Below are 14,860 nucleotides of genomic sequence, written 5' to 3' on the forward strand. Positions count from 1 at the left end.
CGGCGCGGTGTTGATGTGAATTTGTAGCGTCCTTCGGTCAACATGTGCCGGTGCCGATCAGTCCGGGCCGGCATCGATGAGCCGCACCACCGGCGAGCCCTCCTCATCGGAGGCCGCCAGATCGACCTCGGCCGTGATCGCCCAATCATGGTTACCCACAGGATCATCGAGGATCTGACGGACCTCCCACCGGTCGGCCTGCCGGTCGATGATCAGCAACGCCGGCCCGCGGGCGTCGGGACCGATGCCGACATCGTCGTACTCGGCGTAGTACTCCGCGCCGGCCTGCGCCCAGCGCTCGGCGTGCCAGCCTGCGGCGGCGTCCAATTCGCCGAGCTCGGTATAGCGGCGGTGGGCGAACAGTTCCACCCGCCGGAACAGGGCATTGCGCACCATTGCGGTGAAGGCCCGGGCGTTACCGGTCAGCGGGCGGGGGCGGGTCGGTACTGGTACCGGGATGTCGTGCGGCAGATCGGGACTGGTCAGCTGTTCCCACTCGTCGAGCAGGCTGGAATCGATCTGGCGGACGAGCTCGCCGAGCCACTCGACGATGTCGTGGACCTCCTCGGTGCGCGCCGCCGTCGGCACTCCGGACCGCAGCGCCTTGAATGCGTCGGACAGGTAACGCAGCACCGCGCCTTCGGAGCGGGTCAACCCGTACTGGCTGACGTACTCCCGGAAGGTCATGGCGCGCTCCCACATCTCGCGCACCACCGATTTCGGTGCCAGCGTGCCGTCGGCAGCCCACGGGTTGGTCTGCAGATACACCGCGAAGGTGTGCTCCAACAACTCCGCCAACGGTTTCGGATAACTGATCTCGTCGAGCAGTTCGAGGCGCTCGTCGTATTCGATGCCTTCGGCCTTCATCGCGGCGACCGCCTCACCGCGGGCCTTCTTCAGCTGGGCGGCCAGGATCTGCCGGGGATCCTCCAGCGTCGCCTCGATAACCGAAACCACATCCAGTGCATAGGTTTCGGAGTCGGCATCCAATACGTCGACAGCGACCAGCGCGAAGGTGGACAGCGGTTGGTTGAGCGCGAAGTCGGCCGGCAGATCCACCGTGAGCCGGTAGCGGCGCCCGTCGGGCTCGGGGGCGTCCAGGCGTTGCACGATCCCGGCCTGCAGCAGCGAGCGGGCGATGCCCAGGGTCTCGCGGATCAGCTTGAGCTGACGCTTGCGCGGTTCGTGATTGTCGGTGAGCAGTCGGCGCATCGCCTGGAACGGATCACCCGGCCGGTCCACGACGTCGAGGACCATGGCCGTGGAGACCCGCATGCTGCTGGTGAGTGCCTCGGGTGTGGCGTCCACCAGACGCGCCATGGTCTTCTCGCTCCACGGCACCATTCCTTCGGGTACCTTGCGTCGCACCAACTTCCGTCGCTTCTTCGGATCGTCGGCGACCTTGGCGAACTGTTTGAGGTTCTCGACCTCGTGCTCGGGTGCCTGCACCACGACATTGCCCACCGTGTCGAAACCGGCCCGCCCCGCCCGCCCGGCGATCTGATGGAACTCGCGGGCATTGAGCAATCGGGTGCGGGTCCCGTCGTATTTCGACAGTGCGGAGAACACCACCGTCCGGATCGGTACATTGATCCCCACGCCCAGGGTGTCCGTGCCGCAGATGACCTTCAACAGACCGGCCTGGGCCAACTGTTCGACCAGCCTGCGATATTTGGGCAGCATCCCGGCGTGGTGCACGCCGATGCCATGGCGCACCAACCGGGACAGCGTGGATCCGAATGCGGTGGAGAAGCGGAAGGCGCCGATGTGCTCGGCGATGGCCACCTTCTCCTCCTTGCTGGACACGTTCACACTCATCAACGCCTGCGCCCGCTCCAGCGCCGACGCCTGGGTGAAGTGCACCACGTACACCGGCGCCTGACGGCTGTCCAGCAGGTCGCCGATCGTCTCGTGCATCGGTGTGGTGGCGTAGGAGTAGTACAGCGGCACCGGACGCTGGGCGCCGGTCACCAACGCGGTGGGCCGACCGGTGCGCCGGGTCAGATCCGACCGCAGGAACGTGACATCGCCGAGTGTCGCCGACATCAGCAGGAACTGGGCGCGCGGTAGTTCCAGCAGCGGCACCTGCCAGGCCCAGCCGCGGTCCGGGTCGCCGTAGAAGTGGAACTCGTCCATCACCACCAGGCCGATGTCCGCATCGGCCCCCTCACGCAGGGCGATGTTGGCAAGGATCTCCGCGGTGCACGCGATGATCGGCGCGTCGGCGTTCACCGCGGCATCCCCGGTGAGCATCCCGACGTTCGCCGCGCCGAACACATCGCACAGCGCGAAGAACTTCTCGCTGACCAATGCCTTGATCGGTGCGGTGTAGAAGCTGACGCGGTCGCCGGCCAGCGCGGCGTAGATCGCTCCGGTGGCCACCAGCGACTTGCCCGAGCCGGTCGGCGTCGCCAGCACCACGTTGCTGCCGCTGACCAGCTCGATCAACGCCTCTTCCTGCGCCGGGTAGAGGTCGGTGCCGTTACCGGCGGCCCACTCGCCGAAGGCGGTGAACAGCGCATCGGGATCGGCATCGCGGTCGGGGCTCAGGGGAGTGGCGGTCATCGTGGCACCAGCCTGCCCTTTCGACGTCGGCACCCGGTAGGCGGGGCGGTCGGCCCTCAGCCCAGCTTGATCGCCGACAGGTACATCTCGACGATCGGCCGGTACAGGTCGACGTCGTCGAGTTGACTGCCGAGCACCACCGCGTCACTGGTGGCGACGAGCACCTGGGCGAACGTCAGCGGTGGGATCAGCAGCGTCGCGCCGAGGCGCTGCATGCCCTCGCTGATGAACGTGCTCAGGGCCTCGACCACCTCGGACCGCTTACCGGCGACCCGTTCCCGGGCCTCCGGATTGCGCAGCAGATAGAGCGTGAACTCGTGGCCGAGCGCGCTGTGTTCGGCGCCGCGATCCAGGCTGAGCTGCCGCCACCGGTCGGCGATGGCGTCGAGTTCGGGCGCGCCGACCTCGGTCGCCGTGGAGAGCACCTCGGCGAAGTTCTCGAAATAGCGCCGCCAGTAGCGGTCACTGACCGCGAAGAACAGGTCCTCCTTGGTGGCGAAGTGCTTGTAGATCGCCCCCTTGGTGTAGCCGGCGGCGCGGGCGATGTCATCGAGGCTGGCCGGCGCAAAACCTTTGTCGGCGAACACCTCCTCGGCGGCGTCCAGCAGCAGGGCGCGGGTGCGTTCCAAGCGTTTCTCGCGCGTCCACTGCTCGACCATGAGGGCCAGTCTGGCACAGAATCCAAGAAACCCTTGAGTTACTCAGATACTGGTTGGTATCTTCACCGGATGAGCAACCTGCCGAAAAACGCCGGCATCACCGAATCCCTCAGTGACACAGCGCTACCCGTCGAGCGCCCGCCGGGGACATCGAATCGGGTCAAGGTGCTGGCCGGTATCGGCGCCGCGATACTGGCGCTGCAGATCTATGTCTGGATCCGGTGGATCACCGGGCCATACTTCGAGCGGGTTCCCCAGGGGCCCAGCGAGCCGCCGCTGTACATGAAGATCCCGTTGATCGCCAATGCGGTGATCCTCTGGCTGGCGCTGCCTTTCGCCCTGTGGTTCTTCCTGATCAAGCCGTGGCGCCAGGAACGCCGGATCTCCCTGGACGGCATGCTGCTGGTGTCGATGGGCCTGATGTTCTTCCAGGACCCGTTCCTGAACTACTTCAACACCTGGTGCACCTACAACACCTGGCTGTGGAACCGCGGGTCGTGGGCGCCCTATCTGCCGGGCACGACCAACACCGAGCATCCGGGCGCGATGGTCGCCGAACCGCTGCTGACCAACGCGCCCGGCTACGCCTACGGCGTCCTGCTCATCACCATCATCGGCTGCGTGCTCATGCGCAAGATCAAGGCGCGCTGGCCCAACATCAGCAATTTCCGGCTGATCATGATCACCTACGCCATCGCCTTCGTCTTCGACTTCGTGATGGAGGCTCTGGTCCTGCTGCCCACCGGCCTGTACACCTATCCCGGCGCCATTCAGGCGGTGTCGTTCAACGCGGGTACCTATTACCAGTGGCCGGTCTACGAGGGCCTGATGTGGGGTGGCGTGCAGACCGCGCTGTGCTGTCTGCGCTACTTCACCGATGACCGCGGCCGCACCGTCATGGAACGCGGACTCGACAGTCTGCGTGGCGGCTTCGTGCGCCAACAGTTCACCCGGTTCCTGGCGATCTTCGCCGGTGTCAGCGCGTGTTTCTTCTTCTTCTACAACGTGCCGGCCATCTACCTCGGTATGCACGCCGACCCGTGGCCCGAGGACCACCAGAAGCGGTCCTACTTCAACGGTGGCATCTGCGGAGAGGGCACCGACCGACCCTGCCCGCACCCCGATCTGCCGATGCAACGCAACGATTCCGGCTACATCGACAGCGCCGGCGAACTCGTGCTCCCCGAGGGCGCGACCGTGCCGACCACCGTGCCCTTCGAACGGCCGGCCGGATGATCGAAACCTCTGTTCGCGCACCGTATTACCGGGCAGCCGGCGACGAGGCGCAGGTCTTCCGGGCCGCCGCCCGGCGGGGTTCCCCGATCCTGTTGAAGGGTCCCACCGGTTGCGGCAAGACCCGCTTCGTGGCCGCCATGGCGCACGAACTGGGCCGCGAACTCGTCACCGTCGCCGGACACGAGGACCTGACATCGGCGGATCTGGTCGGACGGTTCCTGCTCAAGGGCGGGGAGACCGTCTGGGTGGACGGACCGCTGACCCGGGCGGTGCGCGGGGGCGCCATCTTCTACCTCGACGAGGTGGTCGAGGCGCGGCAGGACACCACCGTGGTCATCCACCCACTCGCCGATCACCGCCGCGAACTGCCCGTCGACCGGCTCGGCGTGACACTGTCCGCGGCGCCCGGATTCCAGCTCGTGATCTCCTACAACCCCGGCTATCAGAGTGTGCTGAAGAGCCTCAAGGAGTCCACCCGGCAACGATTCGTCGCCATCGAACTGGGGTTTCCGCCCGCACAGATCGAGACCGAGGTGGTCGCATACGAGGCCGGAATCGAACCGGGGACCGCGCGCATCCTGGTCGACCTGGCCAACACCATCCGCCATCTCGACGGGTCACCGCTGCGTGAGGTGGCGTCCACCCGGATGCTCATCCTCACCGGCGGGTTGGTCGCCGAAGGCCTGAGCCTGCGCAGCGCCGTGCAGGCCGCCATGGTCCAGGTGCTCTCCGATGACGCCGACATCGTGCGGGGCCTCGGCGAACTGGTCGACGCGACGCTGCCACGCGCGTGACCGATCCGGCCGCGTTGCGGTTGCTGGCCACCGCGGTGGCCGGCAGAGCCGTCGAGGTGGCGCATGCCGCACCCGGACAGCAGGCCCACACCGACGGCCGGGTCATCTACGTCACTGCGGGCCCGGCGGAGCGGCAACGCCGTGAGATGTTGCTGCAGGGCGCCCTTCTGGGCGCCGGCAGCCTGCACCGGCGGTACCTGACGGCCTTGCGTAACCGGCCGGTGACGGCGCGGCGGTATCTGTCGCTGGAGGGGCGGCGGGCACTCGCCGAGATGTCGGCCCGGTTTCCGCTCGCCGCGGCGCTGGGAGCGGACCCGCCGGCCACCGCGAGCAGCGCGGAGTCTCTTCGGGTCGCTCGCAGCCGCCGACACGTCCAGGAACCGCCGGACTGGTTCGGTGTCCTGCGGCCGACCGGCGTGCAGGGCGCGCCGGCAGGCCCCGATACCCCGGCCGCCGGTACCGAGGGCGAGGTGACGGTCACCGAGGGCGACACCGAGAGCGATCGCGAACCCGGCGGGCCGAGCCGGATCCTGAAACTGTTCGAGGCACCGGTCAATTCGCGGGCGTTGTCGGAACTGTTGCGCACGCTGTTCGGTGGGGCACGGGCCGCGGTCGAGGGCACCGCCGGTGCGGAGCTGCAGGTGGGGTCGACCCGCCAGGCCGGGAAACCGGGTCGCGACGCGCGGCCGACGGCCACCCGGATCCACTTCACCTCGCGGGAGCGGCCGGGCGCCGCCATCGGCGTGGGCGGCGCGGTGTATCCGGAGTGGGACGTCCACGCCGGGCGCTACCGGCCGGACTGGTGCCGCGTCATCGACTTCCCGCTGACGACGGCCGCCGATATCACCGCCGCCGAGGTCGTCGACGATAGGGTGCTCAGAGCGCGACTGGCGCGAGTGGGGTTGGGCCCCAGATTGTTACGCGGTCGCGCCGACGGCGATGACCTCGATGTCGAGGCACTCATCTCGCTGTGCGTCGATCTGCGGTCGGGATTCTCCCCGCCCGAGCACATCTATCTCGAACGCCGCACACTGGAACGCAATCTCGGCGTGCTCATCCTGGTCGACGCCTCCGGGTCGGCGACCGACGCCGATCTAGATGGTCTCGCCGTGCTCGACCATCAGCGCCGGGCCGCGGCCACCATCGCCGCGACCCTGGAGGAACTCGGCGACCGGGTGGCCGTCTACGCGTTCCGGTCCCAGGGGCGTGGCGCCGTCCACCTGCCGGCCATCAAGACCTTCGAGCAACGTTTCGGCGCGGCCGGGCGGGCCCGGCTCAACCAGCTGCAGCCGTCCGGGTACACCCGCCTCGGCGCGGCTGTCCGTGGAGCGGGCGAGATCCTGAAGACCCAGGCCGGTACCCCGAACCGGCTCCTCGTTGTGCTCTCCGACGGCTTCCCCTATGACAACGGCTACGAAGGGCGCTACGCCGAGGCTGACACCGCCAGGGCGTTGGCGGAGTTGCGCGCCGACGGAGTGGCGTGCCTGTGCCTGTCGATCGGCGGCGAGGTTCCGGGCGCGGCGGTGTTCGGCTCGGCCTGCCATGCCGGCGGCGCCTCGCTCGCCGAGCTCAGCCCACGGATGGATGAACTGTTCCTGACGGCGTTGCGCGAGCTCGCCGCGCCGTTGTGAAGACCGGGGGCGGACTACGGACTTTCAAGGGCTGCCGGGCGGCGCCATGACGTGACGCTGGAGGGGACAGTTCGCCAACCCGAAGGGCTCTCCCACCATGAACGTTCCCGCGCTCACGATCGTCGTCATCGGCGGTACCGGTCTGATCGGCTCGAAAGTCGTCGCCAAGCTCGGCGCACTCGGCCACCGGGCGGTCGCCGCGTCACCCAGCTCGGGGGTGGACACCATCAGCGGTGCCGGGGTGGCTGCGGCTCTCGCCGGTGCCGACGTCGTCGTCGACGTCACCAACTCACCGTCCTTCGCCGATGACGACGTGCTGGCCTTCTTCACCACGTCCACGGCCACTCTGCTGGCCGCCGAGCGGGAACAGGGGGTCGGTCACCATGTGGCCCTGTCGGTCGTGGGTGCGGCCGGGGTGCCCGACAGCGGGTACATGCGCGCGAAGGTCGCGCAGGAGAAGCTGATCGCCGACTCCGGGATCCCCCATACGATCGTGCGGGCCACCCAGTTCTACGAATTCGTCGAGGCGATCGCGGGTTCGGCCACCGACGGTGAGGTCGTCCGGTTGCCGCACGCGGCCATGCAGCCCATCGCCGCCGAGGATGTCGCCACCGGCGTCACCCGCGCCGCCGTCGGCGCCCCGGTCGATGGTGCGGTGGAGATCGCCGGGCCGGAGAAGATCGCGATGGACGATTTCGTCCGCACCGGTCTGGCCGCCAAGGGTGACACCCGCCGGGTCGTCACCGACGCACGCGCACCGTACTTCGGTGCCGTGATCGAGGACCACAGCATCGTTCCCGCCGGTGCGGCGGTCACGGTGTTCGATACCACGTTCGCGCAGTGGCTGTCGGCCTGACCTTCCGACAGTCCGCGGGTGCGCATCGTCGTGGTGGGCGGTACCGGCCGGGTGGGCTCGAAGGTGGTGCAGCAATTGGTGACCCGCGGACACGAGGTGGTGGCCGCGGCGCCGTCCACCGGCGTGGACGCCGTCTCCACCGCGGGGCTTTCCGCGGTACTGGACGGTGCCGCGGTGGTGGTGGACACCTCGAACCTGCCCTCGTCGGACAGCGACGCGGCGCGTGAATTCTTCGTCACCGCCACGCTGAACCTGCTGTCGGCAGGGGAGCGGGCCGGGGTGGGTCATCACGTCGTGCTGTCCATGGTCGGGATCGACAGGCTGGCGGCGGTCAGCGGGTATCACGCCGCGAAACTGCTGCAGGAACACCTGGTGGCGGCCGGGCCGCTGCCGTTCACCATCGTGCGCTCCACGCCGTGCTTCGAATCGGTGCTCGGCGCGGTGGAATCCGGCCGCCGCGGACCCGTCCTGCGCCTGCCGCCGGCGCTGGTCCAACCGATCGCGAGCGCCGACGCCGCCGAAGCGCTGGCCGTGGCGGCGGTCGGTGCCCCTGTCACCGATGTCGTCGAGGTCAGCGGACCGCGCACCTACCGGCTCGACGCCATGGTGCGGACCGCCCTCGTCGCGCGCGGCGACCGGCGCCGGGTCATCGCCGATCCATCGGCGCCCCTCGGTGAGATCCCGGTCGGCGAGCGGACCCTGTTGCCCGGCAGCGGTGCGGTGCGCTTCGAAACCCGATTCGAGGACTGGCTGATTCGCAGCATCATCGGGCGGTGAGCAGGACTCACGGGGAGCGGGGCGTCCGGCAGACTACGGATGTTCAAGGGTCCGGCTCCGCCGCGCAGCTGCCAGGGTCGAAACCATGGCCAAGATCCTGTTGCAGACCACCATCGCGCAGACCGAGGACGACTGGGACATCAGTCGCTTCGGACTGCTGACCGCCGAGTTGCGGGCCGCCGGACACCACGTGCTGGCCCGCAACCGGTGCGCCGATGCGACCGACGACCCGGTGCTACGCCGTGTCGGCGACCTCGGGTTCGATCAGTTGTGGTTGCTGGCAGTGGATTCCGGGGACGGGCTGACCGCTGCGGAGGCCGACGCCATCGTCGCGTTCCGCCGGCGCGGTGGTGGCGTGCTGACCGCGCGCGACCACCAGGACCTCGGACGCTGCCTGCTGCGGCTCGGCCCGCTCGGCAGCGTCAACCGGTTCCACAGCGACACCGAGAACGCCGCGGCGCTCTGCGATGACCGGGATAATCGCGATATCGCCTGGCCCAACTACCATTCGGGGTCCAACGGCGACTACCAACCGGTGTTCGTCGAGGGACCTGTGCATCCGCTGCTGCGCACCCGGCGCACCCGCAGTGGCCGCGTCGAATGGTTCCCGGCCCACCCGCACGAGGGTGCGGTGTCTGCCGACGTACCGCATGCCACGGTGCTCGCCCAGGGCCGCAGCACGCACACGGGCCGCAGGTTCAACCTGGCCGTCCTGCTCGACGGCGAACGCGCCGAGGACGGGACTCCGATGGGCCGCGCGGTGGCCGCCTCCACCTTCCACCATTTCGCGGACTACAACTGGGACACCGACCGCGGCGCGCCCACGTTCGTCACCGAGGCGCCCGGTACCGGCATCAAGGACGACCCGGGTCGGCTGTCGGCCTTCCTGGATTACGTCCGCAACCTGGCCGACTGGCTGTCGCCGGGCCACTCGGCGGCGTTCTCGGCGATCAACAGCAGCTCGTCACCGGCGACGAACACGTCCGCGGGCCGCGGCACCAACATCTCGCCGCCGCGCAATACCGTCACCAGCGCGGTGGCCGGCGGCAGGTCCAGCTGATCGATCCGGGCACCGATCAACGGGTTGTCCTCGGGCAGTGTGATTTTGGTCAGCGCCGCATGCCCCTCACGCAGGCCCATCAGTCGCACCAGGTGCCCGACGTCGATGGCGCCCTCGATTCCGGCGACCAGCGCGCCCGGTGTCGACACCGCCACGTCGACACCCCACGCCGCCCCGAACAGCCACTGATTCTCGACATCGTTGATCCGGGCCACCACCCGGGGCACCCCGAACTCGGTCTTGGCCAGCAGCCCGATGACCAGGTTGGCCTTGTCGTCACCGGTGGCGGCGATCAGCACGTCGCAGGTCTGCGCACCGGCCTCCTGCAGGGTGGACAGTTCGCAGGCGTCACCGAGCAACCAGTCGGCGGCCGCGACGCTGTCGGGCTCGAAACGCCGGCGCTCCCGCTCGATCAGCAGCACCTTGTGCCCGTACCCCAACAGCTCGTGCGCGACGGAGCGGCCGACGTTGCCGGCACCGGCCACCCCGATCCGCATCTTGCGCGCTGCCACCCCGCTAGTTTGACTTATCGCGGTAAGGGGACGGGGCGGAAATGACGCTGCACGAGCTGTACCTGGCGCTGCTGATCGGCGGTCTCGTGCTGCTGGCCAGCATCGTCGGGACCCGGGTGGCCACCCGGGTCGGCTTCCCGGCGCTGCTGTTCTTCCTGCTCGTGGGCGTGGTGCTGGGCGAGGACGGGCTCGGCCTGGACTTCGACAGCGTCGAGGCGGCCCGCAACATCTGCACGGCGGCGCTGGCGGTGATCCTCGTCGAGGGCGGGTTGACCACCCGGTTCGCCGACATCCGAAAGGTGTTGGCCCCGGCCGGGTCGCTGGCCACCGTCGGGGTGATGGTCAGCACCATGCTCACCGCCTCCGGCGCGCACTTCCTGCTCGGATTCGACTGGCAACTGGCACTGCTGCTGGGAGCGATCGTGTCGTCCACCGATGCGGCCGCGGTCTTCTCGGTGCTGCGGGTCCTGCCACTGCCGCGCCGGCTGGCCGGGCTGCTGGAGGCCGAGTCCGGGTTCAACGACGCCCCGGCGGTGATCCTGGTCCTGATGTTCAGCGTGGTGCCGTTCGTCTTCGAACCGGCAGGCACGATGTGGGAGATCGTGTTCGAGCTCGCCGCCGGCGCGCTGATCGGCCTGGGGGTCGGGTTCCTCGGCGCAGTGACGTTGCGCCGCATCGCCTTGCCGGCGTCCGGGTTGTACCCCATCGCGACCTTCGGGCTGGGGGTGGTGGCCTTCGCGGCCGCCGGCACCGTGCACGCCAGCGGCTTCCTGGCCGCCTACCTGGCCGCGGTGGTGCTGGCCAATTCCGGTCTGCCGCATCGGTCCACGACGCGTTCGTTCGCCGAGGGCCTGGGCTGGCTGGCGCAGATCGGGCTGTTCGTGCTGCTGGGTCTGCTGGTCGATCCCAGCGAGCTGGGCCGCGATCTGGTCCCGGCCATCGTCACCGGGCTGGTGCTGCTGCTGGTGGCCCGTCCGGTCTCGGTGGCCGCCTCGCTGGTCGGTTTCGGAATCCCGCTGCGCGAGCAGCTCTTCCTGTCCTGGGCCGGGTTGCGCGGCGCCGTTCCGATCGTGCTGGCGACCTTCCCGATCGTCGCCGGGGTGTCCGGCAGCTCGCGGCTGCTGAACATCGTCTTCGTCCTGGTGGTGATCTTCACGCTCATCCAGGCGCCGAGTCTGCACCTGGTGGCCCGCCTGCTGGGGCTGACCGACGCCGGGGCCACCCGCGAGATCCAGGTGGAGGCGGCGCCGCTGGACGTGCTGGACGCCGAGCTGTTGACCATGAAGGTGCAGTCGCCGTCGCGACTGCACAATGTCACCATTCTCGAACTGCGCCTGCCCGACCCCGCGGTCATCACGCTGATCATCAGGGACGGCAACACTTTTGTGCCGCTGCCCGACACCCGCATCGCGACCGGGGACGAATTGCTGATCGTCACCACCAGCACCATGCGCGCGGCGGCGGAGGCCCGGCTGCGGGCGGTGAGCCGCCGCGGCAAGTTGGCCTATTGGTTCGACGAGTACGGTGACCCCGAATAGGCATGGACATCGGCGTGGCGGGTGGCCGGAATCGCGGCGACATGGTCAGCTGGTGAGGATGTCTACCTCGCGTGCACTCCAGCTGACAGTCGGATTCGCGGCCGTGGGCGCCGCGCTGCTCGCGGTGGCCGGCACCGCGGGCGCCGAACCCGAAACCGACAGTCAGGGTTACCTGCAGTCGTTCGCGCGGTGTGCCGCTCCCGCGACCGCGGTCATCTTCGGTAGCACCGCGACCTCGCGTGTCGCCATCTGCGAGGAATCGGACGGGAGCTATGAGTACCGCGGCGTGCGGGTGCGTGACGGCGCGCAGCTGTCCCTGCCCGCCACCCGCTCCGGCGACGGGTACGTGGCCTTCAACGATGGCCAGTCCTACACGGTGACGTCGGAGTCCCTGGTCTTCAGCGTCGGCGATGACGTGGTCCGCACCGAAGATCTGACCGATGTGCATGAGCCCGGCGGTACCTCGAGCGGGTCGTCGACGTCATCGACTGCGACGACGAGTGCTGCGACCACGACGTCCGCGACCACGACGGTGACGACCACGACGGTGACGACCACGACTCTGCCCACCACGACGTCGACCACCCCGTTGCCGCCGCCGGGACCCGCCGAAATCGGGGGTCAGCTAGGAGAGGTGTTCAGCGGCGGGCCGCGATGACTGCAGCATCCGCTGGGCACAGTCGAGCAGGATGCGGTGCAGATCCTGATCGGCGATGTCCTGCAGATGCGGTTCGGCGGTGCTGCCGAAGATCCCGGAGGTGATCATGCCGATGGTGACCCGGGTCTCGGCGTCGTGCGTGGTGCCGATCAGCAGTTCGCGCAGGCTGTCGGTGATGGCCTCGAACTCGCGGTGCGACTGCACCAGCGCCAGAACGGCCGGGTCGCCGTAGAACATCGAACCGATCCGGCGGTGTCGCACGGCCAACTCGACGAAACCGCTGATCGCCGCGTCCCGGCGGGACTCGGCCGACGAGATGGATTCGGCGATGCGAACCAGGCGCTCCATATCGTCGAACACCGGACGCACCACGGCGAGCACGATGTCGTCCTTGGTGTGGAACTGGTAGTAGATGGCGGCCTTCCGGACGCCCAGATGGTCGGCGATCATCTGCAACGAGGTGCCGTTGACACCGCGTTCGGCGAACAGGTGCAGCGCGGCCTCGATCACGCGGTCGCGCGCGAATCCGCGCTGCGACACCGGCTTGGCCACCTGACACCCTCCCATCGTCACCGGCACCTATGTCACCGACACTGTGGCATGTTGCCTGCCGCAATGCGGCCGTTGAGTAGTCCTCGTCACATTTTCTAGCCGTGCGACTTGTAGAAGCTTAGCCGCGTGGCTAACCTGACCGCAGTTGGATAAGGCTACGCTTACCGGCGTCTGAGCGCAGGCCCCACGTGGCATGAAAGGCCGAAGCGAATGGCATCTCAGCAGTGAACGTGCTGAAGAAGATCTGGATCCCGCTCGTCATCCTGGCGGTGGTGTTCGTCAGTACGTTCACGGTGATGCGGGTGCGCACGTTCTTCGGGACGGGACCGGGGTACGTGTCCACCGAGAACAGTGCTGCCGATGACAGCGAGCCGTTCGATCCCAAGGTCGTCAAGTACGAGGTGTGGGGTGAGCCGGGGGCGACGGCGAACGTGAACTACATGGATCTCGATGCCAAGCCGGTGCGCGCGGACAATGTGACGCTGCCGTGGGAGATCACCTTGAGCACGACCGCACCGTCGGTGTTCCCGACGATCTCGGGTCAGGGTGACGGCAGTACGCTGTCGTGCCGGATCACCGTCGATGACGAGGTCAAGGACGAGCGGACCGTCAACGGCGTCGGCGCCCACACCTACTGCCTGGTGAAGTCGGCATGACGATGTTCTCCGGGTCAAGTGAGCCCCGCACCGACGCGATCCCGGTCGCCCAACCTGCGCATCGCGGCGGCATCGCGCTGTGGATCCGCCGGCTGGCACTGCCGATCATCATCGGCTGGGTGGTGGTCATCGGGTTCCTGAACGTCTCGGTGCCCCAGCTCGAAGTCGTCGGCGAGATGCGCTCGGTGTCGATGAGTCCGGGCAACGCCCCGGCGGTCATCGCGACCAAGCGGGTCGGCACCGTGTTCGACGAGTTCAGTTCGGACAGTTCGGCGATGATCGTGCTGGAGGACGAGAACCAGCTCGACGAGGCCGACCGCGACTTCTACAAGGACATGATCGCCAAGCTGGAGGCCGACCCCGAGCACGTCCAGCATGTGCAGGACTTCTGGGGCGACCCGCTGACCGCGGCCGGCGCGCAGAGCAGCGACGGCAAATCGACCTACGTGCAGGTCTACACCGCCGGTAATCAGGGTGAGGCGCTGGCCAACGAGTCCATCGAGAAGGTCCAGGACATCGTCTACGGCATGCAGCCGCCGCCGGGTCTGAAGGTCTACGTCACCGGGCCCGCCGCGCTGGCGGCCGATCAGCAGATCGCCGCCGACCGCAGCCTGCGGATGATCGAGGGCCTGACATTCCTGGTCATCATCGTGATGCTGTTGCTGATCTACCGGTCAGTGGTGACGATGCTCATCACCATCGTCATGGTGGTGCTGTGCCTGCTGTCCGCCCGCGGGGTGGTCGCCTTCCTGGGCTATCACGAGATCATCGGGCTGTCGGTCTTTGCCACCAGTCTGTTGGTGACCCTGGCCATCGCCGCGTCGACGGACTACGCGATCTTCCTACTGGGCCGATATCAGGAGGCCCGCGCCGAGGGCGAGGACCGGGAATCCGCGTACTTCACCATGTTCCACGGCACCGCACACGTGGTGATGGGCTCGGGTCTGACGATCGCCGGCGCGACGTTCTGCCTGCACTTCACGAACATGCCGTACTTCGTGACCCTCGGCATCCCGCTGGCCATCGGCATGGTGGTGGTGGTGTTCGCCGCGCTGACGCTGGGGCCGGCCATCATCAGTATCGCCTCCCGGTTCGGCAAGACCCTGGAACCCAGACGCGCCATGCGGACCCGCGGCTGGCGCAAGATCGGGGCGGCCATCGTGCGGTGGCCCGGCCCGATCCTGGTCACCACGATGGCGATCAGCATGGTCGGTCTGCTCGCCCTGCCGGGTTATCAGACCAGCTACAACGACCGCAATTATCTGCCCACGGATCTGCCCGCCCAGGAGGGTTACGCGGCCGCGGACCGGCACTTCTCGCAGGCCCGGATGAATCCCGAACTGCTGCTGGTGGAAAGCGATCACGA

Annotated in this window: 13 protein-coding genes and 1 pseudogene; 10 read left to right on the forward strand and 4 right to left on the reverse strand. The window is 68.2% G+C overall.

All coding sequences use genetic code 11. The features are described 5' to 3' along the window. Nucleotides 1-57: 57 nt before the first annotated feature. Together BST17_RS19615 and BST17_RS19620 are read right to left on the reverse strand one after the other, a co-directional pair. On the reverse strand, nt 58-2,565 hold the full coding sequence (locus BST17_RS19615) for a DEAD/DEAH box helicase (protein ID WP_083060572.1): 2,508 nt from the start codon (nt 2,563-2,565) through the stop codon (nt 58-60). Between the two features lie 56 nt (nt 2,566-2,621). Then, complete coding sequence (locus tag BST17_RS19620) at nt 2,622-3,224, reverse strand: TetR/AcrR family transcriptional regulator (RefSeq protein ID WP_083060573.1); 603 nt, start codon at nt 3,222-3,224, stop codon at nt 2,622-2,624. A gap of 69 nt (nt 3,225-3,293) precedes the next feature. Here BST17_RS19620 and BST17_RS19625 point away from each other — a divergent pair, with 69 nt between their 5' ends. The 6 genes and pseudogenes from BST17_RS19625 to BST17_RS19650 form a co-directional block, all read left to right on the forward strand. Further along, a complete protein-coding gene (locus BST17_RS19625) occupies nt 3,294-4,460 on the forward strand; it encodes a spirocyclase AveC family protein (protein ID WP_083060574.1) in 1,167 nt (388 codons plus the stop codon). After that, nucleotides 4,457-5,254 (forward strand): CbbQ/NirQ/NorQ/GpvN family protein, encoded by a 798-nt coding sequence (locus BST17_RS19630; RefSeq protein WP_083060575.1) that lies wholly within the window; start codon nt 4,457-4,459, stop codon nt 5,252-5,254. Before BST17_RS19625 ends, BST17_RS19630 begins: the two co-directional genes overlap by 4 nt. Further along, nucleotides 5,251-6,885 carry a nitric oxide reductase activation protein NorD gene (locus BST17_RS19635; protein ID WP_083060576.1) on the forward strand — a complete coding sequence of 545 codons (1,635 nt, stop codon included), beginning with the start codon at nt 5,251-5,253 and terminating at the stop codon, nt 6,883-6,885. The genes BST17_RS19630 and BST17_RS19635 overlap by 4 nt, the downstream gene beginning before the upstream one ends. Before the next feature lie 97 nt (nt 6,886-6,982). Then, nucleotides 6,983-7,741, forward strand: coding sequence for an SDR family oxidoreductase (locus BST17_RS19640; RefSeq protein WP_083060577.1), 759 nt, complete (start codon nt 6,983-6,985; stop codon nt 7,739-7,741). Between the two features lie 18 nt (nt 7,742-7,759). Continuing rightward, complete coding sequence (locus BST17_RS19645; protein ID WP_083060578.1) at nt 7,760-8,518, forward strand: SDR family oxidoreductase; 759 nt, start codon at nt 7,760-7,762, stop codon at nt 8,516-8,518. Between the two features lie 85 nt (nt 8,519-8,603). Next, nucleotides 8,604-9,443: pseudogene (locus tag BST17_RS19650) on the forward strand (hypothetical protein); the annotation flags it as partial. Here the strand turns inward: BST17_RS19650 and BST17_RS19655 are convergent. Continuing rightward, a complete protein-coding gene (locus BST17_RS19655) occupies nt 9,410-10,075 on the reverse strand; it encodes a potassium channel family protein (RefSeq protein WP_083060579.1) in 666 nt (221 codons plus the stop codon). The pseudogene BST17_RS19650 and the gene BST17_RS19655 overlap by 34 nt on opposite strands. A 56-nt stretch (nt 10,076-10,131) precedes the next feature. On the opposite strand from BST17_RS19655, the gene BST17_RS19660 reads away from it, so the two are divergent. Together BST17_RS19660 and BST17_RS19665 are read left to right on the forward strand one after the other, a co-directional pair. Next, a complete protein-coding gene (locus BST17_RS19660) occupies nt 10,132-11,628 on the forward strand; it encodes a potassium/proton antiporter (protein WP_083060580.1) in 1,497 nt (498 codons plus the stop codon). Between the two features lie 58 nt (nt 11,629-11,686). After that, nucleotides 11,687-12,286, forward strand: a complete 600-nt coding sequence (locus BST17_RS19665) for a hypothetical protein (protein WP_083060581.1) — start codon at nt 11,687-11,689, stop codon at nt 12,284-12,286. Here BST17_RS19665 and BST17_RS19670 read toward each other — a convergent pair. Then, nucleotides 12,254-12,838 carry a TetR/AcrR family transcriptional regulator gene (locus BST17_RS19670; RefSeq protein ID WP_083060582.1) on the reverse strand — a complete coding sequence of 195 codons (585 nt, stop codon included), beginning with the start codon at nt 12,836-12,838 and terminating at the stop codon, nt 12,254-12,256. The two genes, BST17_RS19665 and BST17_RS19670, sit on opposite strands and share 33 nt — an antisense overlap. 224 nt (nt 12,839-13,062) lie before the next feature. On the opposite strand from BST17_RS19670, the gene BST17_RS19675 reads away from it, so the two are divergent. Next, entirely contained in the window at nt 13,063-13,494 is a 432-nt protein-coding gene (locus tag BST17_RS19675; protein ID WP_019514292.1) for an MmpS family transport accessory protein, read from the forward strand. Nucleotides 13,495-13,496: 2 nt separating this feature from the next. After that, on the forward strand, nt 13,497-14,860 hold a 1,364-nt coding region (locus BST17_RS19680; protein ID WP_133053555.1), incomplete at its 3' end, for an MMPL family transporter.

Source organism: Mycolicibacterium bacteremicum (genome assembly GCF_002086115.1).
GTDB lineage: Bacteria > Actinomycetota > Actinomycetes > Mycobacteriales > Mycobacteriaceae > Mycobacterium > Mycobacterium bacteremicum.

What these genes read in the sequence shown, in the direction of transcription:
- BST17_RS19615 (WP_083060572.1), bottom strand. Translation starts at nt 2,565, where the DNA reads ATGACCGCCACTCCCCTGAGCCCCGACCGCGATGCCGATCCCGATGCG.
- BST17_RS19620 (WP_083060573.1), bottom strand. Translation starts at nt 3,224, where the DNA reads ATGGTCGAGCAGTGGACGCGCGAGAAACGCTTGGAACGCACCCGCGCC.
- BST17_RS19625 (WP_083060574.1), top strand. Translation starts at nt 3,294, where the DNA reads ATGAGCAACCTGCCGAAAAACGCCGGCATCACCGAATCCCTCAGTGAC.
- BST17_RS19630 (WP_083060575.1), top strand. Translation starts at nt 4,457, where the DNA reads ATGATCGAAACCTCTGTTCGCGCACCGTATTACCGGGCAGCCGGCGAC.
- BST17_RS19640 (WP_083060577.1), top strand. Translation starts at nt 6,983, where the DNA reads ATGAACGTTCCCGCGCTCACGATCGTCGTCATCGGCGGTACCGGTCTG.
- BST17_RS19655 (WP_083060579.1), bottom strand. Translation starts at nt 10,075, where the DNA reads ATGCGGATCGGGGTGGCCGGTGCCGGCAACGTCGGCCGCTCCGTCGCG.
- BST17_RS19660 (WP_083060580.1), top strand. Translation starts at nt 10,132, where the DNA reads ATGACGCTGCACGAGCTGTACCTGGCGCTGCTGATCGGCGGTCTCGTG.
- BST17_RS19665 (WP_083060581.1), top strand. Translation starts at nt 11,687, where the DNA reads ATGTCTACCTCGCGTGCACTCCAGCTGACAGTCGGATTCGCGGCCGTG.